General features: G+C 61.7%; 19 protein-coding genes, 1 other RNA gene and 2 pseudogenes. 11 read left to right on the forward strand and 11 right to left on the reverse strand.

Going from position 1 to position 24,548, the window contains the following annotated elements; genetic code table 11:
* A complete protein-coding gene (gene hflK / locus ISN39_RS10475; protein ID WP_039845307.1) occupies positions 1 to 1,077 on the reverse strand; it encodes an FtsH protease activity modulator HflK in 1,077 nt (358 codons plus the stop codon).
* Positions 1,078 to 1,226: 149 nt separating this feature from the next.
* Positions 1,227 to 1,745 carry a dihydrofolate reductase gene (locus ISN39_RS10480; protein ID WP_074068895.1) on the reverse strand — a complete coding sequence of 173 codons (519 nt, stop codon included), beginning with the start codon at positions 1,743 to 1,745 and terminating at the stop codon, positions 1,227 to 1,229.
* Between the two features lie 202 nt (positions 1,746 to 1,947).
* Here ISN39_RS10480 and ISN39_RS10485 point away from each other — a divergent pair, with 202 nt between their 5' ends.
* Both ISN39_RS10485 and ISN39_RS10490 read left to right on the forward strand, forming a co-directional pair.
* Entirely contained in the window at positions 1,948 to 2,214 is a 267-nt protein-coding gene (locus ISN39_RS10485) for a hypothetical protein (RefSeq protein WP_194730005.1), read from the forward strand.
* Positions 2,215 to 2,430, forward strand: coding sequence for a hypothetical protein (locus tag ISN39_RS10490; protein ID WP_074068897.1), 216 nt, complete (start codon positions 2,215 to 2,217; stop codon positions 2,428 to 2,430).
* 12 nt (positions 2,431 to 2,442) lie between these two features.
* Here the strand turns inward: ISN39_RS10490 and ISN39_RS10495 are convergent, their stop codons facing one another.
* The gene (locus ISN39_RS10495) at positions 2,443 to 3,360 is read right to left on the reverse strand and encodes a thymidylate synthase (RefSeq protein ID WP_194730006.1); all 918 of its coding nucleotides are present in this window, start codon (positions 3,358 to 3,360) and stop codon (positions 2,443 to 2,445) included.
* A 136-nt stretch (positions 3,361 to 3,496) separates the two neighbouring features.
* Here ISN39_RS10495 and ssrA point away from each other — a divergent pair.
* From ssrA to ISN39_RS10515, 4 genes are all read left to right on the forward strand, one after another.
* Positions 3,497 to 3,860, forward strand: a transfer-messenger RNA (tmRNA) gene (ssrA, locus tag ISN39_RS10500).
* Between the two features lie 128 nt (positions 3,861 to 3,988).
* The gene (locus tag ISN39_RS10505; RefSeq protein ID WP_074068899.1) at positions 3,989 to 4,501 is read left to right on the forward strand and encodes an SspB family protein; all 513 of its coding nucleotides are present in this window, start codon (positions 3,989 to 3,991) and stop codon (positions 4,499 to 4,501) included.
* Positions 4,502 to 4,565: 64 nt separating this feature from the next.
* On the forward strand, positions 4,566 to 4,760 hold the full coding sequence (locus ISN39_RS10510) for a DUF4169 family protein (protein WP_194730007.1): 195 nt from the start codon (positions 4,566 to 4,568) through the stop codon (positions 4,758 to 4,760).
* Positions 4,761 to 4,857: 97 nt separating this feature from the next.
* Positions 4,858 to 5,070, forward strand: coding sequence for a ribbon-helix-helix domain-containing protein (locus ISN39_RS10515; protein WP_022714412.1), 213 nt, complete (start codon positions 4,858 to 4,860; stop codon positions 5,068 to 5,070).
* A 9-nt stretch (positions 5,071 to 5,079) separates the two neighbouring features.
* Here the strand turns inward: ISN39_RS10515 and ISN39_RS10520 are convergent, their stop codons facing one another.
* From ISN39_RS10520 to ISN39_RS10530, 3 genes are all read right to left on the reverse strand, one after another.
* A complete protein-coding gene (locus ISN39_RS10520) occupies positions 5,080 to 8,793 on the reverse strand; it encodes an AsmA-like C-terminal region-containing protein (RefSeq protein WP_194730155.1) in 3,714 nt (1,237 codons plus the stop codon).
* Between the two features lie 89 nt (positions 8,794 to 8,882).
* Complete coding sequence (locus tag ISN39_RS10525; protein ID WP_194730008.1) at positions 8,883 to 10,295, reverse strand: FAD-linked oxidase C-terminal domain-containing protein; 1,413 nt, start codon at positions 10,293 to 10,295, stop codon at positions 8,883 to 8,885.
* 91 nt (positions 10,296 to 10,386) lie between these two features.
* Positions 10,387 to 11,421: an aldo/keto reductase gene (locus ISN39_RS10530; protein WP_194730009.1), complete on the reverse strand. Its 1,035-nt coding sequence runs from the start codon at positions 11,419 to 11,421 to the stop codon at positions 10,387 to 10,389.
* Positions 11,422 to 11,511: 90 nt separating this feature from the next.
* Between ISN39_RS10530 and ISN39_RS10535 the strand changes: the two genes are divergently transcribed.
* Both ISN39_RS10535 and ISN39_RS10540 read left to right on the forward strand, forming a co-directional pair.
* Positions 11,512 to 12,414 carry a LysR family transcriptional regulator gene (locus ISN39_RS10535; protein ID WP_194730010.1) on the forward strand — a complete coding sequence of 301 codons (903 nt, stop codon included), beginning with the start codon at positions 11,512 to 11,514 and terminating at the stop codon, positions 12,412 to 12,414.
* A gap of 214 nt (positions 12,415 to 12,628) precedes the next feature.
* Positions 12,629 to 13,720: an AbrB family transcriptional regulator gene (locus ISN39_RS10540; RefSeq protein ID WP_194730011.1), complete on the forward strand. Its 1,092-nt coding sequence runs from the start codon at positions 12,629 to 12,631 to the stop codon at positions 13,718 to 13,720.
* On the opposite strand, the gene ISN39_RS10545 is transcribed toward ISN39_RS10540, so the two are convergent.
* Entirely contained in the window at positions 13,680 to 14,567 is an 888-nt protein-coding gene (locus ISN39_RS10545) for an AraC family transcriptional regulator (RefSeq protein ID WP_194730012.1), read from the reverse strand. The two genes, ISN39_RS10540 and ISN39_RS10545, sit on opposite strands and share 41 nt — an antisense overlap.
* A 31-nt stretch (positions 14,568 to 14,598) precedes the next feature.
* Here ISN39_RS10545 and ISN39_RS10550 point away from each other — a divergent pair, with 31 nt between their 5' ends.
* Complete coding sequence (locus ISN39_RS10550; RefSeq protein WP_194730013.1) at positions 14,599 to 15,006, forward strand: DUF2000 family protein; 408 nt, start codon at positions 14,599 to 14,601, stop codon at positions 15,004 to 15,006.
* Positions 15,007 to 15,058: 52 nt separating this feature from the next.
* On the opposite strand, the gene ISN39_RS10555 is transcribed toward ISN39_RS10550, so the two are convergent.
* The 4 genes from ISN39_RS10555 to ISN39_RS10570 all read right to left on the reverse strand — a co-directional run bounded on the left by ISN39_RS10555 (position 15,059) and on the right by ISN39_RS10570 (position 21,524).
* Positions 15,059 to 15,724 carry an OmpA family protein gene (locus ISN39_RS10555; RefSeq protein ID WP_183922600.1) on the reverse strand — a complete coding sequence of 222 codons (666 nt, stop codon included), beginning with the start codon at positions 15,722 to 15,724 and terminating at the stop codon, positions 15,059 to 15,061.
* Between the two features lie 196 nt (positions 15,725 to 15,920).
* A complete protein-coding gene (locus ISN39_RS10560; protein ID WP_194730014.1) occupies positions 15,921 to 16,919 on the reverse strand; it encodes a flagellin in 999 nt (332 codons plus the stop codon).
* A 265-nt stretch (positions 16,920 to 17,184) separates the two neighbouring features.
* Entirely contained in the window at positions 17,185 to 20,337 is a 3,153-nt protein-coding gene (locus ISN39_RS10565; protein ID WP_194730156.1) for an efflux RND transporter permease subunit, read from the reverse strand.
* 2 nt (positions 20,338 to 20,339) lie between these two features.
* Positions 20,340 to 21,524 carry an efflux RND transporter periplasmic adaptor subunit gene (locus ISN39_RS10570; RefSeq protein ID WP_194730015.1) on the reverse strand — a complete coding sequence of 395 codons (1,185 nt, stop codon included), beginning with the start codon at positions 21,522 to 21,524 and terminating at the stop codon, positions 20,340 to 20,342.
* 352 nt (positions 21,525 to 21,876) lie between these two features.
* Here ISN39_RS10570 and ISN39_RS37860 point away from each other — a divergent pair.
* Both ISN39_RS37860 and ISN39_RS37865 read left to right on the forward strand, forming a co-directional pair.
* A pseudogene (locus ISN39_RS37860) lies at positions 21,877 to 22,731 on the forward strand (UvrD-helicase domain-containing protein); the annotation flags it as partial.
* 147 nt (positions 22,732 to 22,878) lie between these two features.
* Positions 22,879 to 24,468: pseudogene (locus ISN39_RS37865) on the forward strand (3'-5' exonuclease); the annotation flags it as partial.
* Positions 24,469 to 24,548 lie beyond the last annotated feature (80 nt).

A 24,548-nucleotide genomic window follows, 5' to 3' on the forward strand; every position in this document is an offset into this window, starting at 1 on the left:
TCAACCTCCCTGCTGTGCCGGTTTGCCGATCTCGTTGAGCGGCAGGTAGGGAACGATCCCCTGCTTCTCATCGATCACGACCTTCTTGGAATTCTTCAGCACCTGTTCCATCGTCTCGAGGAACAGGCGCTTGCGGGTCACTTCGGGAGCCTTCGAATATTCTTCGTTGATGGCAGTGAACCGCTGCGCCTCACCGTCCGCTTCCTTGACGACACGGTCCTTGTAGGCAGCCGCTGCTTCGCGAATCTGGGCCGCGTCGCCTCGTGCCTGGCCGAGCTTCTGGTTGGCATACTGGTTCGCTTCTTCGACGAGGCGTTGCTTGTCCTGTTCGGCGCGCTGCACCTCTTCGAAGGCATCGGCGACATCGCGCGGCGGCGCCACGTCCTGAATGGTGACCGCGGTTACCGCCATGCCCGCATTGTAACGGTCCATCGTGCCCTGCACGATGGCGGCAACCTCCGTTTCGATCGGCTGGCGGTTGTTGCGGAAGGCATCCTGCGCCGGGCGCCGGCCAATGATTTCGCGCATGGCGCTTTCAGCCACCTGCTGCAGCGTTTCGGCCGGGTTTTCGACGTTGAAGAGATAGGCCTTGGGATCGATGACGGTGAAGAAGACCGAGAACTCGACGTTCAGGATGTTCTGGTCGCCCGACAGCATGAGACCTGTCGAAGACGATGCCGACGTCGAACCGATATTCTGCTGCTGCACCGTCACCTTGACGATCTCGACGGTTTCCATCGGCCAGAGGTGGAAATGCAGCCCCGGCGTCGAAATCTCTTCCTTCGGCTGGCCAAAGCGAAGCTCGACACCACGCTCGTCCGGCTGGACGATGTAGATGCATTGGAAAAGCCAGAAGACGACAAGAACCGCGGCAATAATCACTGCCACGCCGCCGTTGAAACCGCCGGGTACGATGTTGCGGAGCTGATCCTGGCCGCGTCGGATGATATCTTCCAGATCGGGCGGCCCGCCCCGGCCGCCGCGCGGGCGGTTCGGCCCCTGCCCCCACGGTCCCTGATTATTACCGCCGCCGCCGCCCCATGGGCCGCCGCCGCCATTCTGATTGCTCCAGGGCATCAAAACCTCGTTGTTCGTTAAACTCCCAATCGCATCGTGCCCGCGGGGGCGGCAGGCTTTAAGCGATTGTGACCGTTATAGGTATCGCCGCAGCTGCTTTCAACGCGGCATGAAGAACTTGGCGATATTTATTGATAAATATTTCGTTTTCAGGCGCTGCGGCGCTCATAGACGACGAAGCGCGTCGGATAATTGTCCTTTTCCCCTGCCGGTACATCGATTTCTTCAATTACCATCCAGGCGGCAGGGTCGATCGAAGGGAAGGATGTGTCGCCCGCAACATGGGTTTGCACATGCGTGACGCACATCCGGTCTGCAAGCGCCATTGCCTGCGCATAGATTTCTCCGCCGCCGGCGATGATGATCTCGGTCTGGCCAGTCTCGCGCGCCAGCCTTTCGGCAATCCCGATCGCCTCGGGAAAAGAACGCGCCATTGTCACATCCGATTGCTCGATCGTCGCGTGCCGGGAAATCACCACATGCGGGCGCCCGGGCAGCGGCTTGCCAAAACTCTCATATGTCTTGCGCCCGACCACGAGCGGCTTGCCGAGCGTCATTGCCTTGAAGCGCTTGAGATCGGTCGAAAGCCGCCAGGGCATATCGCCGTCGCGTCCGATGACGCCATTTTCGGCCACGGCAACGACGATGGTCTTTCTGATGTCGGACATGAACTTCCTGAGGTTGAAGGGACGGCTTGGCCCGCCGGATCTACCGCCGGGCCGGCCAACAAGCAAGAGAGGCTCGATAAAATCCCGTCCACGCCTGCGGGCACGTCCGAATGCGAGATATCGCAACGCAGCATAAGCAATTCGTAAACCACGCCGTACGTTTCAATTTTACTCCAGAAAATGCTACGTTAAGTTGAGTTTTATGGGAAACAGATCTGCGCAAAACAATCGGCCGAGCCGCATCGACCTCGTCATCGTCGCCATGGCGGCGGGGCTTTTCGCGTGGGTTGTCACAGGCGGCAAGGCCGGTTCTCCGGTAACGACAGGCCTGGGCACGGCATTCGCCTGGCATTTTATGGGCTTTCCGATCATCCCCGTGAAACGCAAGGAACGCATGCTCGGTCGGTTCGGAAAGCGTCTGTTAACGGCTGTCGGCCTAATCCGGAAAGATGACGGAAGGCTGATGTGAATGATGAATGCGATGCCTCGATTTGACGTGATCTGCGACCCGATGAACCAATGGATCGTCTGGGACCACGTCACGGAGTCGCCTGCGTCGTTCGGCGGACAGATCCTCGACGGGCTGGACGAGCAGGAGGCAGGCCGGCTCGCGAAAGTCATGAACGAGCTTCACGGAAGTCAGCAAGCACTTGCCGATTGCAACGGAAAGCGCTCGGTCCGCTAGGACAATCGTCCGTCAGACGGCGACCGGGGCATCGATCCGATCGTGCGACTGATATCCTACGACCTCGAAATCGTCGATCCGATAACCGTCGATCTCGTCGGGCTCGCGCGTCAGCACCAGCTTGGGAAAGGGCATGGGCTTGCGCGCAAGCTGCTCTTTGGCCTGATCGAGGTGGTTCAGGTAGAGATGCGTATCGCCTCCGACCCAGATGAGTTCACCCCGATCCATCTGCACCTGCTGGGCGACCATAGCAAGCAATGCTGCCTGCTGGCATATATTGAAAGGCGCGCCAAGGAAAATATCGCAGGAGCGCTGGTTCACGAGCATGGAAAGCTGCGGCCGGCCGCTGCCGCGCTGCAGTCCGGAAACGTGAAACTGATAGGTCATATGGCACGGAGGAAGCGCCATCTGATCAATCTCGCCCACATTCCAGGCGTGGAACAGCATGCGCCGGCTCGTCGGATTGGTCTTGAGGCTATGGACGAGCGCGCCGATCTGATCGTGTTCAACCCCGTTCCGGTCAAGCCACCGCCTCCACTGCTTGCCGTAGACCGGTCCGAGATCGCCCCATTTCGCCGCGAAAGCGTCGTCTTCGAGAACGCGCTTTTCGAACCGGTCCTGGGATATCTCCTCGCCCGTCGCCTTGCGGTAAGCAGCAAGCGGCCAGTCCGTCCATATCTTGACGTTTTCCTTGAGCAGCGACTGGATGTTCGTCTGCCCGGTCAGAAACCAGAGCATCTCCTTCACCGCCGTCTTCCAGAAGACCTTCTTGGTCGTAAACGCCGGGAAGCTGCCGTCCGAAAGATCGAAGCGCATCATCGCGCCGAACGTCGAAAGCGTGCCCTCGCCGGTGCGATCCATCCGCCGATCGCCCTTCTCCAGCAGATGGGACATGATGTCTAGATATTGATATTCAGGATGACGCTGCATCCGTGTCTCCCCGTGTGCGATCACATGGTCGCGGCCGATTCCGTTTCCCAATTTAGGCGCTTCTGCCGCTGAAACCAACTGTGCGGAGGCTTATCCCGGCAATTCTCATGCTGCCTGCAACGGTTTTGTGACGTATCCCCTTTCCATGCGCTTCGGAAAACACTATATCAGCCTTGCCGGTTTTCGGACCGGCTATGGCGATAAATGAGCGGTGTAATAAACCTATTGGACCCGGGGGCGGTACCCGGCGCCTCCACCAAAAACAGCCGGTTCACGACTGCTTTTGATGGGGGCGAAACAGGATCGACAAGGGTGTAAAGATCGACTTTTTGCTCGGCATGATACCGCCGTTATCGGGTCACAAGTGTAGTTGCAAACGACAACAACGCTAAGGAATATGCTCTCGCTGCCTAACGGCGGTGCGGGAATTCCGCTCTAAGTCCTTTTGGTTAGCACCTTAAGGCGGGGTCCGAAGGCACCTGGCAACAGAAGCCTTCACCTTCTCCCTGCCGCCCAAATCATGTATTGTTTGTGAAGCTGACTCGGACACTTAGCCTTTCCCAAGGCCGCCGGACATGGCATATACCCTTGTGAAAAGACTTCCGAACCAAAGAAAGACAGGAAAAGTATGGGGCAGGACCACATCCGCTACGACATTCTGGCACAGGACGCGCTGCGTGGCGTGATCCGCAAGGTCTTGTCCGAAGTCGCAACGACGGGCCGCTTGCCCGGCGACCATCATTTCTTCATTACGTTTCTGACCGGTGCACCCGGCGTCCGCATCTCGCAGCATCTGAAATCCAAGTATCCGGAGCAGATGACCATCGTGATCCAGCACCAGTTCTGGGATCTGAAGATCACCGAATCGCTGTTCGAGATCGGCCTTTCCTTCTCCGACGTGCCCGAAAAGCTGGTCATCCCCTTCAATGCCATCCGTGGATTCTATGACCCTTCGGTCAATTTCGAACTTGAATTCGACGTGCCGCTGACAGACGGCGAGGAAGTTCCCGCGGCCGAAATCACCGCCTATCCGGTCGCACCCGAAAAAGGCGAGGAACCGCCGGCGGCAAAACCCGCCGAGGGTGACGAGAAGAAGCCGGGATCCGTCGTGTCGCTCGACGCCTTCCGCAAGAAGCAGTAGATGCCAAGGGAAGCAGACGCTTCCCTTTTTCATGTGCCCTTTTCCAGCCGGACGGAGGCAAGCCATGAGCGCAGAAATCGTTAATCTCCGCCAGTTCAAGAAGAAGCAGGCCCGTTCCGAAAAGGACAAACAGGCCGAGCAGAATCGTATCCGTTTCGGCCTCACCAAGACCGAGAAGCAGCTGACCAAAGCGCTGAACGAGAAGGCCGAAAAAGCACACCGACAAGGCCGAATCGAAAAGGACGAAGGCGGCGAATGACGGCGCAGACGGGCCGAAAAGAATCCGCAGTCAATCGCTTGGCGGTATTTCCTCCCTCAATCTGTGAACTCCGCGAAAAAGGCCTGCGGAAAGCCCGATGATCCGCAAGCATTCCGCCAGCCTGCATGGACACCGCACCAGCTTCTCGCTGGAGGACGAATTCTGGGCCGAGCTGAAAGCGATCGCCACAGCCCGCGCCATTCCGCTTGCGGCCCTCATATCCGAAATCGACGACCGGCGAGAGCCGGAAAGCAACCTCTCCTCCGCGCTGCGGATCCATGTCTTGAGCTGGTTGAAAAACCGCAGCTAGAGCGAGCCTTTACTGCGGCAACGGCACGCCCGGCAAGGCATCGAAATTCAGCCGGTTGCCGGTTATCGGTGGTGGCTGGTTGAGCTGCTGCGCGCGGCGCGCCGCCTCCTCAGCAGCGGCGTTCGCCTCGGCCTCCGCCTTCGCCTTTGCTTCAGCCTTCGCCTCCGCCTCGGCCTTTTGCCGCGCAGCTTCCGCGGCAAGTGCGCGCAGGCGCTCCTCTTCGGCCTTGCGCTGCGCCTCGATCGCCGCGGCTCTTGCGCGTTCCGCATCGTTGAACTTGTAAAGCGCCACCTCGCGCCGCAACCGCTGCTTTTCCAGGACGTTCGACTGCAGCCGCTCGACACGCCGGCGTTCGCGTTCGAATGCACGAAGCGACAGATATCCGGCGAGATCGGTTACATCCATCGTCCGGCCGGGCGATGCGAGCAATCCGGAATAGTTGAGCCGCAGCGCGGGCTCCGAGCCTGCAAGCGCTTCCTCGCCCGGATTGAGAGTGATGTTCAGCGATGCGTTGATGCGCTCCTGCGGCAGGCTGAGTTGCGCATTGCCGGTGACCTTGGCGAGTTCGTTGGTAACGGTGACGTTCTGCACGCGGAGCACGCCGTCGGTGATGTTGAACGGAATGCCCGTCGGCGGAAGTTTCGCCTCTCCATTGTTGAGCAGCGTTTCGACGATCGGATGTATCTTTCCGGCATTGAGCTGGTCCTGCATCGGATCCGTTGCAGCAAGTAGCGGCGGCAGGATCGCAAGGTTCAGCCCGCGCACGGTAGTCTCGCCAAGCCGCAGCTCGCCGGAGCCCGTGAGCGAGCTCACGAGGTCCGTCATCGTCTTGCCGGAGGCTTCCATACCGAGAGAAAGCCCGAACTTGCCGTTCGCAACCGGCGCGCCGTCGCGCGGCCAGACGACGCCGGCGAGATCGGAATCGGCAAGCGAAAGCTTCGTTTGGAAGAAGCCGGTGCCCTCGGCATTGGTAAAAAGCAGGTTGCCGGAAAGCTGGCCGCCGTCCCAGCCGCCCTTCATGTCGTTGAGCTGCAGTTCGTCGCCCTTGTAGACAGCATTGGTGGTGAAGCCGGTTACGGCTGCCGACCATCCCGGCCAGAACTCCTTGGACGAAAACTTCAGGTTGACATCCATATCCTTGAACACCGGCTGCCCAAGTACTGCGGTCGAGAAGTTGCCCGTCGCAGCATCTGTCATCGGGCCATAGACGGCCTCGCCCAGCCAGGCCGCGTCGGCGCGGTCAAGCGCAAGTTCGCCGCTCGCTGTCGTCCTGTCTGTCTTGCGATTGACCGTCAGCGCACCCGAAAACTGATTTTCCGCGGCATGACCCTTGAGGTCGGAGAAGACGACCTTGTCGCCATCGATGGTTGCCGTTGTTTGCAGCCCGAAAGGCAGCCCGGTTCCCATCTGCGGCAGCGCAATGCCGTTCATCACGAGATACGGATCGAGATCGGCGCTCTCGAGCGAGACGCCGATCTGGCCGTTCATGAAATTCCCGGGACGGACATCGACCTTGCCATTCGCAGTAAAGGACGTCCGGTCCGTCGCAAAGGTCAGCGATGCATCGGCCGGATCGGTACCGCTTGCCTGGACTTTCAGGGCGAGCCGGCCGTTGGCATCAGCTTCGACCGGAAGCGGATCGAGGCCCGCCTGCCCGAACAGGATCGAAGTCGTTCTGTTTTCAAGCGTCGCCTCCAGATTGGTCGTGCCCTTGCCCGTCAGCGCCAACAGATCCGACATGCGGTAGTCGAGGTTCACGCGGCTTCCGTTGGAAACGCCGGCAAGCGTCAGCGCAAGCCCGTCGCCCTCGTCGCCGCCAAGCGTCAGCGCACCGCGCAGCGCCGTGTTGGTGTACCAGGCGGCATTGCGCACCAGCCGGTCCATCACCGGATGCTGCGGCAGATGCTCCTTCAGCATCGTGAAGAAAGGTCCCGGATCGGCGGACTTCAAGGTGATCTCCCCCGAGCCCTTGTAATCGAGCAAGGAGCCTTCGGCGCGGCCGGTGGCGGTGATTTCGGCGCCCGCCAGATTTTTGGCGACCAGCTTGTCGACGGCAAGCGCCCCGTCTGCGATCGTAAAGCTGGTTTCGACATTCTCTGCCTCGACGCCGAAGGCGCTGAACTTATCCGCCTTCAGCTGTGCCGTAATCTTGTGGTCGAGCACATTTTCGCCTGCGTCCTGCCCCGTGAACAGACCCGTCAGCGCCCTCAGCGCATCGAGGTCGATCGCATCGCCGGCAAGGTCGACGTTCAGCAGGGGCGGCTGGTTCTCCAGCGCTTGCCGTTCCAGCTTGCCCTTCAGCGTAGCGGGGCCGATGGCAATCTCCAGATTGTTGAAGCGCTGCTGCTGATGCGTCAGGCTGACATCGGCGGAAAAGCCCGCCTGCTTCAATTGACGGATCGCGGGGTCGACCGAACCCGCAAGCCAGGAGGCAAGCCCCGAGGGCTGATTGGAGGCAACGGTAATCTGCCCGTTGAAGGAAGGGTCGCCCCTTAGCGTCAGCTGGCCCCGGCCCTCCACCTGGGTGCGCCCGGGCAGCGTCCCGACGGCATTGTCGATCGTCCAGCCGTTGCCGGCCGGCTGCAGATCGAGCTGCACGTCGCGGATGGTCGTATCCCCGGCAACGATCGCCGGCAGCTTGACGCTCGCCTTGCCCTGCACCTGCGGCACGGGAATCTGGGCGATGATGCTGATCAGTGAATTGAGCCGCTGCCGGGCGGACAGGCCGGGATCGCGCGCGGTCTTGCCGCCTGCGCCCTGATTGCCGATCCTGTTCACATCGATCTGCTGGCCGTCGGCGATCAGCAGGAACTCGGGCGCGTTGCCGGTATCGAGCGTCGCCTCGCCGGTGATCACATAGGGATCGTCCACTGAGCCGATTTCCATCCGGTACTCGGAAAGCCGGATGCGCTCGTTGGTCAGTTCGAAGCGGCCCTTGAGGCGCGGCGGCAGTGCATTCTTGTCGTCGGATTTGGCCGCGCCGCGGTTCTCGACCGCAGCCGACATGAGGCCCTGATAATTCGGCTTTCTGTCGGCCAGCTTCAGCTGACCATCGAGATCGATTTTGACCGGACGCTGATCGGGTATCAGCTGCGTCCTGACCTGCAGCGCGCCGGTTTCGTCGGGCTGTCCGCTGGAAATCGAAAAGCTGCCATGCTCGCCGTCGAGCGCCGCATCGCCTTCGATCCGCCAGGGGCCTGCCAGCGACCGGGCGGACATTTCCGCGTTCAACCCCGTAATGCTGCGGGCGCGGCCCGACTGATCGTCGATGAACTGCACGTCGCCGCCGGTGACATGCACACTTTCCAGAACGACGGTCTTTGCAGGAATCTCCGGCCGGCTGCCGCGCATCCAATCGAGCGTGCCGTCCTTCAACAGGCGAAGACGCAGCTTCGGATTGACGACGCGCATATCGAAAATAAGCGCCTCGCCGGAAAGGAACGGCGCAAGTTCGGCATCCATGGCGAATTGCTCGATCTGCACGATCGGCTGGCCGTTGGATTCCTGCCCGACACGCACGTCATGCAGCGTTACCGACGGAAAAGGCAAAAGGCGCGCATCGACCGTGCCATGCACCGTCACCTTCTTGCCGATGATGCGGCTTGCCTGCTCTTCGAAATTCCTGCGAAAGTCAGTCCAGTCGATGAAAAGCGGCGCGAGCAGTGCCACGAAGAGCACTACGACGATCACTCCCCCCAAAAAGACGAGGAACCGGCCCATCAAATCAAGCATTCTCCATTCGGGATTCCGTTGCCGACACTACTGTTATTCATGCCGGGAGCAAAGCCGAAGATCATGAGATTGTTCCGTTTTCACACAAGATGAAAAATCTTGCCTGGATTGAAGATATTGTCAGGATCGAGCGCCCGCTTGACCTGCCGCATAAGATCGACTGCACCGCCGAGTTCCTGCTCGAGAAACGCCATCTTTCCCTGTCCTATCCCATGCTCTCCGGTGCATGTTCCATCCATCGCGAGAGCCCGCTGGTTGAGCCGCACCACGAAATTCTCCGCAACCGCGACACCTTCCGCCGTCTTGTCGTCGAACAGGAGAAGCACGTGAAAATTGCCATCTCCTGCATGGCCGACAATCGGCGCCAGCAGACCATGTTCCTGGATATCGGCCTGCGTCTCGGCAACGCAATCGGCAAGCCGTGATATCGGAACACAAACATCGGTCGAAAGTGCGGCAAGCCCGGGCGCCAGCGCGCGGCAGGCCCAATAAGCATCGTGCCGTGCCTTCCAGAGCTTGTTGCGTTCCTCGGCGTTTGCCGTCCAAAGGAATTCGCCGCCACCGCATTCGGCCGCGATCTCGGCAAACTGCGCCGATTGAAGCTCGACGGTCTCGTCGGTTCCGTGGAATTCTAGGAACAGCGTCGGGCTCTCGGCGTAGGTCAGACCCGAATAGGCGTTACATGCCCGCATCTGCACGTCATCGAGCAATTCGATGCGCGCGACCGGAATGCCCATCTGGATTGTCATGATGACCGCGTCGCAGGCGGCTTTGATTGTCGGGAAGGAGCAAGCCCCGCCGGCGATCTTCTGGGGAATTCCCTGCAGCCGCAGCGTCACCGAGGTCAAAATCCCGAGCGTGCCTTCGGCGCCGACGAAAAGGCGCGTCAGGTCGTAACCCGCCGAGGATTTGCGCGCCCGGCGCGCGGTGCGGATTTCCTTGCCGTTGGCCGTCACGGCCGTAACCGAGAGCACATTGTCCTTCATCGTGCCATAGCGCACGGCGTTGGTTCCGGACGCCCGCGTCGAAGCCATGCCGCCGATCGAGGCATTCGCGCCGGGGTCGATGGGAAAAAAGAGGCCGGTATCGCGGAGATAAACGTTCAGTTCCTCGCGCGTGATGCCCGGCTCGACGGTACAATCGAGGTCTTCGGCATTCACTTCGAGAACCCGGTTCATCCGGCTGAAATCGATCGAAACCCCGCCATTCGGGGCATTCACCTGCCCCTCCAGCGAAGAACCGGTGCCAAAGCCGATCACCGGCACCTTGTGTTCGGCACAGACCTTGACGGCGGCCTTCACGTCGTCGGCCGTCTCGGCAAACAGCACACCGTCGGGCAACTGCGCGGGAATGTAGGTGGTCGTATGCGCATGCTGGGCGCGGAAGGATTCGCCGGTCTGGAAGCGCTCGCCGAAGCGCTGTTTCAAGATGCCGACGACCGCGAAAATGCCCTCCTCGTTGCGTTTTCCAGCCTTTGCATCGCTGAGCGCCATCCTGTTGATCTCCCATACTATCCGCCGTCACGGGCAGGTTGGTATGGGACAACGGATGGCGCCTGTCCAGTCAAGAGTCTCGTGAGATGGCTCAAACGAGCGGTGGATTGAGCCGCGCGAAGCCTTCCTGCCGCCTGTATGGGAAATACGGATAAGGCGCCGACACCGCGCTGACCTTTTCGAGCCTTTCGACCTGCTCCTTCGTCAGCGACCAACCGACGGCACCGAGGTTCTGGCGCAGCTGCTCCTCGTTGCGCGCCCCGATGATGACACTGGACACGGTTGGCCGGGCGGTCAGCCAGTTGATGGCGATCTGCGGCACCGTCTTGCCCGTCTCCACGGCAATCTCATCGAGAATGTCGACGATGTTGAAGAGCATTTCGTCATCGACCGGCGGGCCGTATTCCGCCGTCAGGTGCAGCCGGCTTCCTTCCGGTATCGGCTGGCCGCGGCGGATCCGGCCGGTCAGCCTGCCCCAGGCAAGCGGGCTCCAGACAAGCGCACCCACGCCTTGGTCGGCGGCGAGCGGCATCAGCTCCCATTCGTAGTCCCGGCCCGCCAGCGAATAATAGACCTGATGGGCCACGTACCGCGCGTAGCCATGCCGCTCCGAGACGGCGAGCGATTTCATCAGCTCCCAGCCGGCGAAATTCGACGCGCCGATATAGCGCAGCTTGCCGGCAGCAACGAGTCGATCGAGCGTCGAAAGCATCTCCTCGACCGGCGTCGAGGCATCAAAGGCATGCAGTTGCAGCAAATCGATATAGTCTGTGCCGAGGCGGCGAAGCGCGTCATCGACGGATTTGATCAGCCGCAAGCGCGAGGTTCCCCAATCTGCCGGCCCGTCACCCATCGGCAAGGCCATCTTCGTGGAGATGAGCACGGCGTCGCGCTTGCCGCCGATCGCCTGCCCCAGAACCTCCTCCGATGCGCCCGCCGAATAGACGTCGGCGGTATCGAAGAGATTGACACCTGCCTCGAGGCAGATATCGACCAGACGCCGCGCCTGCGCCGCGTCGGTATTGCCCCATGCGCCGAACAATGGGCCGCTGCCGCCGAAGGTGCCCGCGCCGAAACTCAAGACCGGCACTTTGAGGCCGGATGCACCGAGATTTCTGTATTCCATGGACTGTCTCCTGTTGTCTTGAGAGATAGACACTCGCTAAGGCGCGATATAGATTGCCAGCGAGAAAGTCATTTGTGATTTGAATTCATCATGAGCCGTCAGGACATCAATCGCGCCGGCGAAATGGACGTCTTCGTGCGCGCCGTCGAGCTCGGCGGCTTTAGCGCCGCGGCAACCGCCTGCCGGATGACCCCGTCGGCCGTCAGCAAGCTCATCGCCCGCCTCGAAGCTCGGCTTGGCACACGTCTCATCAACCGCTCGACGCGGCGCCTGCAACTCACGCCGGAGGGTTGCGCATTCTACGAAAGGAGCGTCTCCATCCTTGCCGATATCGCCGAGGCCGAGCGCTATGCCTCGGCAGGCGAACAGGCGGCCGGGCCGATCCGTATCAATACCAGCGCGTCCTTCGGCAATCATGTGCTCGCGCCCCTCCTATCATCCTTCATGGCGCTTTATCCGGCCGTGACGCTCGACATTTCCTACACGGACAAGGTCGTCGATCTCATGGAGGTGCGCGCCGACGTCGCAATCCGAGCCGGACCGCTGAAGAATTCCAGCCTGATCGCCCGCAAGCTCGGTGCAGCCCGCAAGCTCATCGTGGCCTCGCCGGACTACCTTCGCCGCCATGGTGAACCGAAGTCGATCGCCGATCTCCAACAGCACTGCCGCATCGGCTTTTCCTATTCCCGCGCCATCGGCGGCTGGCCGCTACTTGATCAAGACGACACGGTGCTTGTGACGGTGTCGCCGGGCATTCAGGTCGGCGACGGCGAAGGGATGCGCCACCTGGCACTTTCCGGCGCCGGCCTGGCGCGCCTTGCCGTCTTCACTGTCCGCGCCGATATCGCCGCAGGAAGACTGGTATCTGTCCTTGAAGATCTGAACCCCGGCGACCTTGAGGAATTCTATGCCGTCTATATCGGCCAAGGCGGCCCGCTGCCCGCCCGCGTCCGCGCACTGCTCGATTTTCTCGCAGCCAACGTTCGTCTCTAGCCCGAGCCTTGCGCCTGTCGCAACGCTGCTATTCGGCTGGCGCGCGCCAGGCGGAATTTTCGCCAACGCGGCCATATTTCGCAATTGCGGCCGGCTTAACCTGCCCATATACCGGCGATAGATTTCCGGCTGCTCCCGCCGGGTCCTTATGTTGCTACCGATGAATTTCTATGCCGTTCACCGCGGCCCATCGGACGGAAAAGACAGGCGTTCGATGCCGTTTAAAGCCGCAAGCCGAGCCATACGAGAAGCCAGCCTGCCGAGATGGGTTCTGCTGCTAAGCCTCTCCACCTCTCTCGTTGTCGTTCTTGAAGTTTTCGCCCTTCCGGCATCGCTGCTCGTTGGGCCGATGATCGCGGCGATCTTTCTCGCCTTGATGATCGGCAAGGGCCAGATGCGCGTACCCTACTGGTCCTTGCAATTCGGGCAGGCTCTGGTCGGCCTGATGATGGCGCGCGCCATCACGCCGGACATTCTCGCCACGATGGCCAAGGATGCGCCGCTCTTCATGCTGGTCATCGTCTCGGTGATCGCCATCGCAGGCGTGCTCGGCTATCTCCTGACCCGGCTGCAGGTGCTGCCCGGCACCACCGCCGTCTGGGGCTCCTCCCCCGGCGGCGCCTCGGCCATGGTCATCATGTCAGAGGCCTATGGCGCCGATGCCCGCCTTGTCGCCTTCATGCAGTATCTGCGCGTCGTCTTCGTCTGCGTGGCCGCTTCCGCCGTCTCGCGCCTCTGGGTCGCCGCCGACGGCGAGCTGCCACCGCTTATTCTCTTCCCGCCGATCGACTGGCCGGCATTTGCCGCGACTGTGCTGCTTGCCTGCAGTTGCGTCTATGCCGCCTTCCGTTTCCGAGTCCAGGGCGGCACCATCATCCTGCCGCTTCTCGCAGGCTCTCTGTTGCAGGGTTTCGACCTCCTGACGATCGAGCTGCCGATGTGGCTGCTCGCGATCAGCTATGCCCTGATCGGCTGGAGCATCGGGCTGCGTTTCACCCGTTCGATCCTGAAGCATGCCGCCCGCGCTCTGCCGCGCGTCTCCGCCTCCATCCTGCTTTTGATGTCGATCTGCGGGCTGATGGCCGTGGCCCTGCACAAATTCGCGGGCATCGATCCGCTGACAGCCTATCTCGCGACCAGCCCTGGCGGTGCGGATTCGGTTGCCATCATCGCCGCCTCTAGCGATGTCGACTTGCCCTTCGTCATGGCGATGCAGGTGGGGCGGTTTGTGGTGATCCTGTTTACCGGGCCGATGCTCGCGCGCTTCATCGCGCGGAGGAGCGGCCTGGCCGAGAACCCCGCCTGAGCGCGGCCCATTGGCCGGGCGTCATGCCGTAGGCTTTCTTGAAATGCCGGTTCAGGTGGCTCTGATCCGCAAAGCCGGTGGCAAAGGCGACGTCCGATAGCTCGCTGCCCTCGCCGATCATCGCCCGCGCCTGCTGCAGCCGCCGCATCAGAAGGTAGCGATGCGGACTGGTCGCGAATGCGGCCCGGAAATGCCGCGACAACGCAAAGCGGTCGAGTCCTGTTACCGATTCAAGCTCGCCGGAACGCACCGTTCGCGTCGCATGTGCTTCAAGGTAGTCGCGGGCGCAACGGGCCTGATTCCAGGCGATACTGGCGGGCAGCCTGCGCAATGCCTTCGCGTGCCTTACAAGCCCGTCGGCTATGCGCATCAGGAAATCGTCGACGAAGAGCTCGTCGAGCTCTCCATCGAGATCAGTCAGTGCGCCAAGCAGGACGCCGGCAAGAACCGCATCGCTGATGACAGGCTGGTCGACAAAAGGCAGCCCGAGTTTCCCGGCTTCCAGGCATTCGGCAAGCAGCGAGGGCTCCAGGTAGAGAATACGGTATTGCAGCCCGTCATTGGTGCCCGCCCCGCCGTCATGCACCTCGTCTGGATGCAGCACGATCACCTGACCGGGCATGCTGAAGCGCCTTTCGCCGCGATACGAGAAGGCCTGCACGCCCTTCAGCGTCACACCGAGCCCATAAGTGTCGTGCCGGTGCGGCTCGAAGGCATTTCCGCTGAATTTCGCCTCGATGCGCTCGATCCCGGGAAAGGCTGGCGCTGCCACAATGCCGTCGCCGCCCTGCGGCACGCACAAACGTTCAAGACCCTCGAAGACCTGCGGCGTTACATCCTGGCTCAACGCGACCTCGAACCGCATGAAAGAGACTGGAATGTTTGATACCAAAATTGCGATCGTTCTGCGAAACAATCTTGCGTCATGGCAGAAGCTGAATGTAACCGCCTTTTTGATGAGCGGCATCGCCGGGCAAAATCCCGCGATCATCGGCGAGGCCTACAGGGACCGCGCCGGCAACACCTACAATGCCATGTCAGTCCAGCCGATCATCGTGCTATCGGCCGATGAGGCGACGATTTCAGCGATACATCGCCGCGTGCTGGAGCGCGAGATTCCATCCTCGCTGTTCATCGAGGAGATGTTTGCAACCGGCCATGACGCCGCCAATCGCGCGGTATTTGCCGAATACGCGCCGGAAGATGCCAAGGTCGTGGGCGTCGCTCTGCGCGCCGGCAAGAAGATCGTCGACAAAATCACTAAGGGCGCGACGATGCATGCCTGAAACGAAAGACGGCCGGCGATGATCCGGCCGTCTTTGATAAATGTGGCGCAGTTCAGCTCTGCGTGATCGGCGCGATCTGAATCTCGACACGGCGGTTCTGGGCGCGGCCAGCCTCCGTCGCGTTCGACGCGACCGGTTGCGACGGGCCAAAGCCGACGGCAGAGACGCGACGCTGGTCGATACCCTGTCCGCCGAGATAACCGGCAACCGAAAGGGCGCGGCGCTGCGACAGATCCTGGTTATGCTGCAGGCTGCCGGTGGAATCCGTATGGCCGTTGACATCGATCAATGTGCGGTTGAACTTCCTGAGCACGATCGCTACCGAGTTCAGCGTCGGATAGAAGCCCGGCTTCACGGCGTCCTGGTCGATGTCGAAGGTGATGTTCGACGGCATGTTCAGGATGATGTTGTCGCCGTTACGCGTCACCGAAATGCCGGTGCCCTGGAGCTGGGCGCGGAGTTCCGCTTCCTGCTGGTCCATGTAGTTGCCGATCGCGCCGCCTGCGAGCGCGCCGAGGCCCGCGCCGATCAGCGCCGCATTGCGCGGGCCATGCCCGCGTCCGCCAAGGGCGGCACCCGCAAGCGCTCCGCCGACAGCTCCGAGCATTGCCCCGCCTGCGGTATTCGACATTTTCTGCTCGCCCGTATAGGGGTCGGTCGTGGTGCAGGCGGTCAGGTAGCTGGCGGCCATCGCCAGAAGTACGAATTTCTTGATCATGGACAGAAAGCTCTCCGTTCGAAGCTGGCCCGAGCAAATATTATGGAATGCGGCAACAAGATGAACGCGTCCCCTCCGATAAAACAAAATCAGTAGAATGGACACGTCTCGCTTGCACAAATCCCGAGGATATCGCCAATTTGCCACAGCAGTCTCGACAGGCTCGATAATATCGAGACGGGCGGGTCGCATGCGCTTAGAAGGCCTGGAAGAGCTGTCTTACGGTGTCGTAGCTGGCATTGGCGATCGAGAGCGCCTGCAGGCCAAGTTGCCGCTGCGTCTGCAACGCCGTGAGCTTGCTCGACTCCTCTTCCATATCGGCATCGACCAGACGCCCGATGCCTGAGCTGTACGCGTCGAAAAGCGTTTTCGCGAACTCGTTCTGCAGCTCGATGCGTTTTTCCAGCGCACCAAAAGCCGAGCCCACGGTGGTCGCCTGCCTGAGAATGCCGTCCACTACGCTGATCATCTCATCGACCTGATCTTTTGTCGTCGAGGATGAAAGCCCGATCTCCACTTGTCCGGCGGTATTGCCCGCCTTGCTCAAAATCATGACGTAGTTCTGCGAAGCGCCCATTTCCGTCGCGAAATAGGATGATGTCAGAGCGCCGTATTCGCCGCTCCCGCCGGAACGGTCGTCGACGAGGTAGCGGGCATCCTTCGATGTGGTGACGCCCGTCGACGGCAGGTCGATATGATAGGTCAGCGTGCCAACGGTGACGGTGCCGTCGGCATTGCGGATATAGGACGCCGGAATCTGCTTCGGCTCGGTGGGATTGTCTTCATCCGTAAGGACGACCCAGTTGTCGCTGTTGAAGGCTGCCGCTTCGGCGACGGAGCGCAACTGTGCCTTCAGCTGCGTCAGCTCCTCATTGATCTTTTCCTTGTCCACACCCTGTTCGGTCGCAGCGACAAGTTTCGCCTTGATTTCGGAAACGACGTCAACGGCGCGGGCAACGCCCGTATAGGCCGTACCCATTGTGGCGGCCGCCATGCCGAGCGCATCCTGAATGGCAGCATGCGCCCTATTGTCGGAGCGGGCCGTCGTCGCCACCGACCAGTAGGCGGCGTTGTCGCGGGCCTGTTCGACGCGAAAGCCGGACGAGACGCGGTTCTGCGTCCGCGTCAGGCTGTGGTTGATATCACGAAGCGTATGCAGCGCCGCATCGACAGATGTGCGTTGAAAAATACTCACGGGAACGGAACTCCGAACACAACTACATGCTACTCACAAACAGCGAACCGTGTCCGCGAAACGTCATGTTCGGGCGCTGAAATCAGCGGGTGGGCGAGCCTCCGAAACGCTGAGGCATCTGATCGGTTACGGGTAGATCATTGCGTTTTATGCTTAAGAAACATCTAACGTTCAGAAGAAATTTATTCTGTTTTGCAACGTTCATTGACCACGAACACGCCGCCGCGATGGGAGGCGGCGACGTTTTAAGCAGACGGCGTCAAATCTATTCCGCTGCCTGCAGATGCTTGGGATCGGGCACCGGTTTCGGCCGTGCCGCAATCGCCATCTCCTCGTGCAAACGGGCTTCCTCATGCGCATGTGGCTTGGCAAAGCGCGCCACCAGAAGATAGGCGACCGGCGTGATAAGGAGCGTGACCAGCGTTGCGAAACCCAGTCCGCCGACGATCACCCAGCCGAGCGCGATACGCGCTTCCGCGCCTGCGCCATGCGCAAAGACCAGCGGAACGCCGCCGAGGATGGTGGCGATCATCGTCATCATGACCGGGCGTAGCCGCAGTGCACAGGCGCGTTCGATCGCCTCGCGCACTTCTACCCCGCGGTCGCGGAGCTGGTTGGCGAACTCGACGATTAAGATACCGTTCTTTGCCATGACGCCGACGAGCAGCACGAGGCCGATCTGGCTGTAGATGTTGAGGCTCGATCCCGTGATAATGAGCGCGAAGACGGCGCAGGCAAGCCCAAGCGGCACGGTCGACATGATGATCAGCGAGGACAGCACGCTTTCGAACTGCGCCGCCAGCACCAGGAAGATGATCACGATCGCAAAGCCGAAGGTGAGTGCCATGCCGCTGGAGTTCTCTTCGAGGGTTGCCGCTTCGGCAAGCGGAATAAGACGCGCCCCTGGCGGCAGGATCGGCTCGGCAAGTTCCGTCACCTGCTTGACGGCATCGCCGAGCGACATGCCCTCTTTAAGGCCTGCCGTGATCGCGACGGAAGCGAGTTGCGATTCACGGTTCAGCTGCGGCGCAACCGCGCCTTCCTTCATCGAAGCGATGACCGACATCGGTACGATCTTGCCCTCGCCGGTCTTCAGGAAGACGTTTTCGAGATCCGTCGGATCATCGATCGGCCGCATGGTCGAAGTGAGCAGAACCGGATAGGCATCGCCATTGACGAAGACGTCGACGACGGAGCGTCCCTCGAGCAGCGACTGCATCGCCGTCGAAAGCCCGGTGATATCGATGCCGAGATCGGAAGCCCGCTCGCGGTCGATCGTGACCGAGACCTGCGCCTGCGTCGGCTCGTTGGTCAGGCGCGGCGTATCATACTGCCCGGTCGCGTCCAGCGCCTGCACCAGCTCGACGGCGGCAGCCGTCAGGCGGTCGTAGTCATTGCCGACGAGCGCCATCTGCAGGCCGCTGCCGGCGCCGCGAATGCGCAGGCTGTTCGAGGATATCGCATTGCCGCGAAGTGCGGGCACGCGCGATGCCGCCCGGTTGATGTCCTGGACGATCTCCGCCTGCGTGCGCTCGCGCTCGCCCCAAGGCGCCAGCGTCAGCACCATGAAGCCGCTATTGGCCGAGCCGCCCTGGCCGGAGATCGAAAAGACGTTCCTGATGTCGCCGCTGTCGACCAGCGGCTGCAGGTATTCTTCGACGAGCTGCAGCTTGTCGCGCGTATATTCGAGGCTCGATCCCTGCGGTGCGGTGAGCCGCATCATCACCACGGCGCGGTCCTCGTTCGGCGTAAGCTCGCTCTTGACCGTCGAGAAGGCGACAAGCGCCGCCCCGGCAAAGAAAACCGACGCGACAATGACGACCAAGGGCGCGTTGAGGCAACGCTGCAGGCTCCATTGGTAGACACGCGCAAACGCTCCGCCGAAGTGGCCGAGCGCGCCATGATCCTCCAGCATTGGCTTCGTCAGCATGCGCGAGGCGAGCATCGGACAAAGCGTCAGCGCGACGATCGACGAGAGACCGACCGAGAAGGCCAGCACGAAGCCGAACTCCCGGAAGAGACCGCCCACCTGCCCCGGCAGGAATGACAGCGGAATGAAGACAGCGGCAAGCGTTGCCGTGGTCGCGATGACCGCGAAGAAGACCTCGCGCGTGCCGAGGACGGCGGCCGCCCGCGGCCCCATGCCTTCGGCGCGCCGGCGCACGATGTTCTCGAGCACCACGATCGCATCGTCGACGACAAGACCTGTCGCCAGGACGATGGCGAGCAGCGTCAGGATATTGATCGAAAAGCCCACGAGATAGATCGCAGCCAGCGTGCCGATCAAAGCCACCGGCATGCTGACCGCGGGGATCAAGGTAGCCCGCCAGTCTCGCAGGAAGAGGTAGATGACGCCGGTGACGATGACGCCGGCAAGGATCAGCGCCAGCACGACCTCGTGGATCGCTCCCTGGATGAACACGGCGTCGTCGCTGGTGATCGCGATCTTCGTGCCTTCCGGCAGCGCCTTCGAAAGCTGCTCGACCACCGTCTTGATGCCGCTCGAAATATTGAGCGTATTTGATTGCGCCTGGCGGATGACGCCGAGGCCGATGCCGCGCTTGCCATTGGAGCGCAGCGCCGTATCGCCGTCACGCGGCCCGAGCGTCACCGTCGCGACGTCGCCGAGACGCACGCGGTCCTGCAGGATGACATTGGCGAAATCCTCCGGCTTCTGCAGGCTCGCCGTGGCGCGCACCACGATGTCCTGTGTCGTGCTCTTCAGCGATCCGGCAGGAACGTCGAGGGCGGAGTTGTCGAGCGCCTCCGTCAGATCGCCGACCGTCAGCCCGCGGCTTGCGAGAGCGCCCTGGTCGACATCGACCCGGAAGATCTTTTCCTGGTCGCCATATTGCTCGACATCGGCAACGCCATCGACGGAGGCCAGCCGGTCGACGATCTCGTTTTCGACGAGGAGCGTCAGGTCATCCATGTCGAGCTTGGTCGAGGTGACCGCAAGACGCATGATCGGCTGTGAATCCGCATCCGCCTTGACGATCTGCGGGGCGTCGGCATCGTCCGGAAGCTGCTCCATGATGCGCCCGATCGCATCGCGCACGTCGTTTGCGGCGACGGCGAGATCGACGGTGTCGGAGAACTCCAGCGTCACGCGGCTTTGGCCGAACTGCGATTGCGAGGAGATCGATTTCAGCCCGCTAACGCGCGCAACTGCGCCTTCGATGACCTTCGTCAGCTCTTGATCGATCGTCTGCGGTGCAGCGCCGTCGAACATGGTGCGCACGGTCACGACCGGGCGGTCGACATCCGGCAGTTCGCGCACTTCGACCCCGGCATAGGCAGCAAGACCCGCCACCACCATCAGCGTATTGAAAACCAGCGCCAGGATCGGGCGGCGCACGAAGAGTGCCGTAAAGGTCTGCTTGCCGGAGGCTCTCTCTGGAAGTTCGGTGACGGTCACGTTCATTGTGTCGCGACCCCGTTGTTCGAGGCCAGTTCATTGCCGGTCCGCACTGGCCCGCCCTCGCGGACGCGCTGCAGACCCTGCGTCACGATGGCGTCCCCATCCTTGATGCCGGCCTTCACGAGCACGAAATCCGGATTGCGTTGCACGATGCTGACGCGCACCTTGTGCGACTTGCCGTCGACCACCTGCCAGACGAACGAGCCCTGCGAATCCCACTGAACGGAAACCGGATCGACCGCAGGATATTTGTCGCCTGCGAACTTCATGCTGACATTGAAGGACATGCCGGCGCGAAGCTCGTCGGCGCGGTTGTCGATCTTGGCGCGGATGCGCAGCGTCCGGCTGGCCGCGTCGATGCGGTTGTCGACTGCCTGGACCTCTCCGGTGAACACCTGTCCCGGCCGCGCGACCGACGTTACCTCAACCGGCTGGCCGACGGAAACCGTATTGGCGAAGCGCTCCGGCACCCAGTAGTCGACCAGGATTTCCGAGCGGTCGTCGAGCGTCACGATCGGCGTGCTGGTGGTCACGTTGTCGCCGATGTTGACTGGGACGATGCCGACGATACCGTCGATGGGCGCCACGATATTGCGCCGGGTGAGATTGAGCTCGGCGGCCTGCAGCTGCAGCCGCGCGCCCTGCTCGGCAATCTCGGCATCGAATACGTCCATGCGCGCAACGCTGGATTTAATGTTGTGATAGAGATTGGATTTCTCGATCGCGCTCTTCAGCGCCACTTCGGCCTGCCCCTTGGCGATCACCTGCTCCTCGCTGTCGAGCTTGGCAAGCACCTGACCCTGCTTGACCTTGTCGCCGGACTTGATGAGGATTTCACGGATCGTGCCCATTGCCTGCGGCGTCACCGCCACCGAGCGGATCGCGTCGCCTGTGCCGATCGCGTTCAGCCGGTCGTTGACCACGCCCTGCACGACGGCCTGTGTCACGACTAGAACGGCGCTGTTGCGCCCGCCGCCATTGCGTCCTCCGCCGCCCTGGGCGCCCTCGCCTTGCCCCGACGCACCGCCACCGGGCTCCACGGGAGGAGCCATCTTGGCGACAATGTTTTCCGGGACGCCGGCATTTCTCAAAACATCAGCCGCACCCGGCACAAGAAAAATCCATCCGGCAAAGCCGGCCGCAATAACGATAAGAGAAAGAACAAACTGCTTCCAAAAAGCCATTCACGTCTCCGAAGGGACCAAGGGGGCAGACCTGGGACGATCGAAAGAGCGCCTTTAGACATATTCCCCACCTGACTGCGGCAATATCGCCCCTTTACAAGCGGCCATCAAGCGCACGTGCCAGTCATTACAGAATTGTAATCTCCATCCTCGCGAAAACAGGTCACTTTTGCTTGAGCGGAAGCGTATTTCCGGCCTGAATTGCCAATCGCTACTTTAGGGGATTGGATAGGCATGTGCCGCCGCCCCAAATGCGCCGCGCCGGCAAGGTCGGCTTTCGTCCTGGAGGCGCTGGAATGAACCAAGAACATCTTTTCTGGCCTTTCCATCCCGAATCACTACATTACGCGCCATGAGCAATAGTTTCGACGATATCCCCTTCTTCGACGAAGAACCGGGTGAAGCGCCGCGCAAGCCGCAGGCGCCCGCCCCTGCAGCCGGAGGGATTGCCGCCCGCGCCATGGCTGCCCGCGACGGCGGCAAGCGGCCGGACTACCTCGCAGGCCTGAACCCCGAACAGACCGAAGCGGTCGAAACGCTGGAAGGCCCGGTCCTCGTGCTGGCGGGCGCCGGCACTGGCAAGACCCGCGTGCTGACGACCCGCATCGCGCATATCTTGAGCACCGGGCGCGCCTTCCCCTCGCAGATCCTCGCCGTCACCTTCACCAACAAGGCGGCGCGCGAAATGAAGGAGCGCATCGCGCTACTCGTCGGCGGCGCCGTCGAAGGCATGCTCTGGCTCGGCACCTTCCACTCGATCGGCGTCAAGGTGCTTCGCCGCCACGCCGAGCTCGTTAACTTGCGGTCCGATTTCACCATCCTCGATACCGACGACGTCGTGCGCCTCATCAAGCAGCTGATCCAGGCCGAGGGCCTCGACGACAAGCGCTGGCCGGCCAAGCAATTCGCCGGCATGATCGATACGTGGAAAAACAAGGGCCTCGGCCCCGCCGACATTCCCGAAGGCGACGCCCGCGCCTTTGCCAACGGCAAGGGCCGGGAACTCTACTTCGCCTATCAGGCGCGATTGATGACCTTGAACGCCTGCGATTTTGGCGATCTGCTGATGCATCCCATCGCTATCTTCCGCAAGAACCCGGACTTGCTCAAGGAATACCACCAGCGCTTCCGCTATATCCTCGTCGACGAATACCAAGATACCAACACTGCGCAGTACATGTGGCTGCGGCTGTTGGCACAGCGGCCGAGCCGCAAGTCGATCTCCCCCCTTGTGGGAGAAATGCCCGGCAAGGCAGAGGGCGATATCCCCTCGGACAGCGGCGCGAGTACACCCGCCTCGGTCGGCTCCCCCGACATCTTCCCCACAAGGGGGGAGATCAGGGACACCACCATCAACATCTGCTGCGTCGGCGACGACGACCAGTCGATCTATGGCTGGCGCGGCGCGGAAGTGGACAATATCCTGCGCTTCGAGAAAGATTTCCCGGGCGCCAAGGTCATCAAGCTGGAGCGCAACTACCGCTCGACCGAACACATCCTCGGCGCCGCCGCGCATCTAATCGCGCACAACGAAGGCCGGCTCGGCAAGACGCTGTTCACCGACCGCGTCGATCCCGAAGACGTCAAGGTGCAGGTGCATGCCTCCTGGGACAGCGAAGAGGAAGCCCGCGCCATCGGCGAGGAGATTGAGGCCCTGCAGCGCAAGCAGCATAACCTCAACGACATGGCGATCCTGGTGCGCGCCTCCTTCCAGATGCGCGAATTCGAAGATCGCTTCGTGACGCTCGGCCTCAACTACCGCGTCATCGGCGGCCCGCGCTTTTACGAGCGCCTCGAAATCCGCGATGCCATGGCCTATTTCCGCCTCGTCGCCCAGCCCGCCGACGACCTCGCCTTCGAGCGCATCATCAACACCCCGAAGCGCGGCCTCGGCGACACGACCGTGCGCGCGCTGCACGACTACGCCCGTGCCCGCGACATCCCGATGCTCGCCGCAGCCGCCGACATCATTGAAACGGACGAGCTGAAACCGAAGGCGCGCAAGGCGCTCTTCGACGTGGTGCATAGCTTCAGGAACTGGCAGCAAAGGCTTGAAACGACTCCGCATACCGAACTTGCCGAGCAGATCCTCGAGGAGTCCGGCTACACCGACATGTGGAAGGCCGACAAGACGGCGGAAGCGCCCGGCCGGCTGGAAAACCTCAAGGAACTCATCCGCTCGATGGAGAGCTTCGAGTCGTTGCGTGGCTTCCTGGAGCACGTCGCGCTGGTCATGGATGCCGAGCAGAACGAAGACCTCGACGCCGTCTCGATCATGACGCTGCATTCGGCCAAGGGGTTGGAATTCGACACTGTTTTCCTGCCAGGCTGGGAAGAAGGCCTCTTCCCGCATCAGCGCTCGCTCGACGAAAGCGGCCGCGCCGGGCTTGAGGAGGAGCGCCGCCTCGCCTATGTCGGCATCACCCGCGCCAAGCGCCGCTGCCACATCTGGTTCGTCTCCAACCGCCGCATCCACGGCCTCTGGCAATCGACCATCCCCTCGCGCTTCCTCGACGAACTGCCGGAAACCCATGTCGAAGTCGCCGAAGTCGAGCAGAGCTACGGCGGTTACGGCCGCGGCGGCTACGGCCAGTCGCGCTTCGACAAGGCCGACCCCTTCGCCAATTCCTATTCCACCCCCGGCTGGAAACGCGCCCAAGCCAACAAGACCGACGCCACCCGCGACAATTGGGGCACCCGCTCGGGCCACGCGGTCGAACGTATCGGCTACGGCGAAAGCGGCCCCAGGGGCCGCACCATCGAAGGCGAACTCGTTGCCAAATCCACCTCCACCGAACCCTCCCGCTTCCAGATGGGCGACCGCGTCTTCCACCTGAAATTCGGCAATGGGAATATTACCGGGATCGAGGGCAACAAGCTGACGATCGATTTTGATCGGGCCGGGCAGAAGAGGGTGTTGGATGGGTTTGTCGAGCGTGTTTGACGAGCCGGCCCGCGCGGCACGAGGCATCTCGTCAAAAGGCTGACCCTGACATTCACAGCCGGCTTTTTTCGCGTTTATGC

The sequence above is a fragment of the Rhizobium sp. 007 genome, assembly GCF_015353075.1.
Classification (GTDB): Bacteria; Pseudomonadota; Alphaproteobacteria; order Rhizobiales; family Rhizobiaceae; genus Rhizobium.

Excerpts from the sequence above, each read along its gene's own strand:
- ISN39_RS10510 (WP_194730007.1), top strand. The coding sequence starts at position 4,566 with ATGAGCGCAGAAATCGTTAATCTCCGCCAGTTCAAGAAGAAGCAGGCC.
- ISN39_RS10530 (WP_194730009.1), bottom strand. The coding sequence starts at position 11,421 with ATGGAATACAGAAATCTCGGTGCATCCGGCCTCAAAGTGCCGGTCTTG.
- ISN39_RS10495 (WP_194730006.1), bottom strand. The coding sequence starts at position 3,360 with ATGCAGCGTCATCCTGAATATCAATATCTAGACATCATGTCCCATCTG.
- hflK (WP_039845307.1), bottom strand. The coding sequence starts at position 1,077 with ATGCCCTGGAGCAATCAGAATGGCGGCGGCGGCCCATGGGGCGGCGGC.
- ISN39_RS10515 (WP_022714412.1), top strand. The coding sequence starts at position 4,858 with ATGATCCGCAAGCATTCCGCCAGCCTGCATGGACACCGCACCAGCTTC.
- ISN39_RS10570 (WP_194730015.1), bottom strand. The coding sequence starts at position 21,524 with ATGGCTTTTTGGAAGCAGTTTGTTCTTTCTCTTATCGTTATTGCGGCC.
- ISN39_RS10505 (WP_074068899.1), top strand. The coding sequence starts at position 3,989 with ATGGGGCAGGACCACATCCGCTACGACATTCTGGCACAGGACGCGCTG.
- ISN39_RS10550 (WP_194730013.1), top strand. The coding sequence starts at position 14,599 with ATGTTTGATACCAAAATTGCGATCGTTCTGCGAAACAATCTTGCGTCA.
- ISN39_RS10525 (WP_194730008.1), bottom strand. The coding sequence starts at position 10,295 with ATGGCGCTCAGCGATGCAAAGGCTGGAAAACGCAACGAGGAGGGCATT.
- ISN39_RS10540 (WP_194730011.1), top strand. The coding sequence starts at position 12,629 with ATGCCGTTTAAAGCCGCAAGCCGAGCCATACGAGAAGCCAGCCTGCCG.
- ISN39_RS10535 (WP_194730010.1), top strand. The coding sequence starts at position 11,512 with ATGAGCCGTCAGGACATCAATCGCGCCGGCGAAATGGACGTCTTCGTG.
- ISN39_RS10490 (WP_074068897.1), top strand. The coding sequence starts at position 2,215 with ATGATGAATGCGATGCCTCGATTTGACGTGATCTGCGACCCGATGAAC.
- ISN39_RS10485 (WP_194730005.1), top strand. The coding sequence starts at position 1,948 with ATGGGAAACAGATCTGCGCAAAACAATCGGCCGAGCCGCATCGACCTC.
- ISN39_RS10480 (WP_074068895.1), bottom strand. The coding sequence starts at position 1,745 with ATGTCCGACATCAGAAAGACCATCGTCGTTGCCGTGGCCGAAAATGGC.
- ISN39_RS10555 (WP_183922600.1), bottom strand. The coding sequence starts at position 15,724 with ATGATCAAGAAATTCGTACTTCTGGCGATGGCCGCCAGCTACCTGACC.